Origin of the sequence: Levilactobacillus zymae DSM 19395 (genome assembly GCF_001434115.1) — a bacterium.
Classification (GTDB): domain Bacteria; phylum Bacillota; class Bacilli; order Lactobacillales; family Lactobacillaceae; genus Levilactobacillus; species Levilactobacillus zymae.
In genome coordinates, this window is sequence record NZ_AZDW01000059.1 from 26,953 (window position 1) to 29,508 (window position 2,556).

Annotated in this window: 2 protein-coding genes and 1 other annotated feature; both genes read left to right on the forward strand. The window is 46.1% G+C overall.

Going from position 1 to position 2,556, the window contains the following annotated elements:
* Positions 1-334: 334 nt before the first annotated feature.
* Positions 335-549: a binding site (T-box leader), on the forward strand.
* 63 nt (positions 550-612) lie between these two features.
* Positions 613-1,884: a serine--tRNA ligase gene (gene serS / locus FD38_RS12485; protein WP_057734678.1), complete on the forward strand. Its 1,272-nt coding sequence runs from the start codon at positions 613-615 to the stop codon at positions 1,882-1,884.
* Positions 1,885-2,216: 332 nt separating this feature from the next.
* Positions 2,217-2,556 (forward strand): PTS sugar transporter subunit IIC (locus FD38_RS12490; protein WP_191982973.1); only part of this gene is annotated, 340 nt, incomplete at its 3' end.

Consider the following 2,556-nt stretch of genomic DNA (forward strand, 5'->3'; position numbering starts at 1 on the left):
GGTCGGTACCGGTGGGGGTATCTCGCCGCGGCGGATTTGTAAAATCTCGCACAAATTGAGCGTGAATTTAGCTGAATTTAAATCGTTTAGGGCTGAAAATCCCGGAAATTCGACTGATAAAAAATATTTTTTGAAAAAGGAATCACATGATTTTTCACGTCAATCGAGCTAGAAAAACGAACGGCGAACGGCCTAGAGCCGCAACCGATTACGTTTTAAATTAAAATTTGATTAAAGCGCTTAAATGGACTGATAAAAAATTCTAAAACCGCAGGGGTCTTATAAAATGTGATTGACAACCCCTCGGGGAGGCGGTACATTATACGTGTAAATTGAAAGCGCGAACATGATAACTAGTAGATTTCATCCGGTTACATAGAGAGCCAACGGTTGCTGGGAGTTGGTTGATCGGTCGAGTCGAATCCATTATCTAAGCGCATGGTCCCGAACGAAGGGGTCACGGTGAGGCGTTATACTCGTTGAGCGCATCTTCATTTGGATGCGAAGTTGGGTGGTACCACGTTGACTAGTTAATCAGACGTCCCATGACCTGTAGATATGCAGGTCATGGGGCGTTTTTAATATCATCATTTTGGAAAGGGAGTTCTGTCTATGTTAGATCCTAAATATGTTCGTACCCATGCTGATATCGTAAAAACCAAGTTACAAACTCGGGGCGTTGATCCTAACGAAATCGATGAATACTTAACGCTTGACCAACAAAATCGTGATGCGATTACCAAGGCCGAAACGTTAAAGAAGCAAAAGAACGATCTGAGCCGGCAGGTCAGCCAAGCTGATCCAAAGTCCGACGAAGGCCAAGCCTTGATTCAAAAGGTCAAGACCTTAAATGGTGATATTAAGTCTACGGAAGCTGCCCAAGAAGAAGTGGCCGAACGGTTACACTACTTGGCAGTTCGGTTCCCGAACCTGCCAGCCGATGATATTCCCGTTGGGCCCGACGACGCCAGCAACGTTGAAGACCGCAAGTGGGGCACCATTCCAACCTTTGATTTCGAACCAAAAGCTCACTGGGAATTGGGTGAAAGCCTAGGCATCCTGGACTTCGAACGGGCCGCTAAGGTTTCTGGTGCACGGTTTGTCTACTATAAAGATGCCGGTGCGAAGTTGGAACGGGCCGTCTACTGCTTCATGTTAGACCTGCACACGCAAAAACAAGGCTACCACGAAATCATTCCACCATACTTGGTTAACGCCAAGACCATGTTTGGGACCGGTCAATTCCCGAAGTTCAAGGAAGACGTTTACACGGTTGAAACCACTGGCGAAACCCTGATCCCAACGGCCGAAGTTCCGTTGACGAACTACTACGCCAACGAAATCTTGGACGAAGATCAATTACCAACTTACTTCACGGCGATGACCCCTTGCTTCCGTTCCGAAGCCGGGAGTGCTGGTCGCGACACCCGGGGCTTGATCCGGATGCACCAATTCCACAAGGTTGAAATGGTGAAGTTCTGCAAGCCTGAAAATTCTTACGATGAATTGGAAAAGCTGACCGACAACGCCGAAGAAGTCTTACGCGAATTGAAGCTGCCGTACCACGTGATCACGTTATCCACTGGGGACACCGGGTTCTCTTCCGCTAAGACTTACGACGTGGAAGTTTGGATGCCAGAACAAAACGTTTACCGGGAAATCAGTTCTTGCTCTAACTGCCTGGACTTCCAAGCACGGCGGGCGATGATCCGTTACCGGAAGGCCGATGGGACCGTTGATTACGTCCACACGTTGAACGGCTCCGGGTTAGCCGTTGGGCGGACGGTTGCTGCCATCTTGGAAAATTATCAACAAGCCGACGGAACCGTTAAGATTCCAGAACCTTTGCAGAAATACATGGGCGGCATGACCGTTATTAAATAAAATTATTATGAGGATAATTTGTTATCAGTCGACGAGAGCTTCTGATACGGATTAATCTAATCTCTAGAGCGACATGACTTTAGAGAGTTATCAAATAATGGCAAAACGATTGTTTCTAATCGTTTTGCCATTATTTTTTAATTTAAAAATATTTTATTCTAATGATTTAACTTTATCTTAATGCAGAGATTTTATATTGATGATAATATTCTATTTGTAAAGTGATAGGGCTTACATGGTTAGGAACGTGACGTCAATCACAATTCCGGATGACTAACCCGTAAGTTTGGTTACGGATACTACATACCACATACCACTTAGGAGGAATTATCATGCAGATCATATTAGGGGTACTGGTCTTACTGGCCGTTATCGCCGTCATGACCCTCTTCACCTTCAAAGCGCCAAAAGGTAAGAAGGCCGTTAGTGCTCTTTCCGGGGCCGCTTGTGCCACGTTCCTGCCACAGGCATTCTTGAGTTACGCCATTGGTGGGGTCTTCCACATCGACTTTGTTAAGCAAATCGGGGACACGATGGGTTCCATGGGTGGGTTAGCCGCCGGTTCATTAGTGCCGTTAGCCTTCGGAATCAGTCCTGTATTTTCCATCTTATTGGGTCCTGAATTATTCACCAGAAACTCCAAAATCCCCATCAAACACATGATTCAAGTGC

Bases quoted from the DNA above. Each gene is read 5' to 3' on its own strand.
- serS (WP_057734678.1), top strand. From the start codon at position 613: ATGTTAGATCCTAAATATGTTCGTACCCATGCTGATATCGTAAAAACC.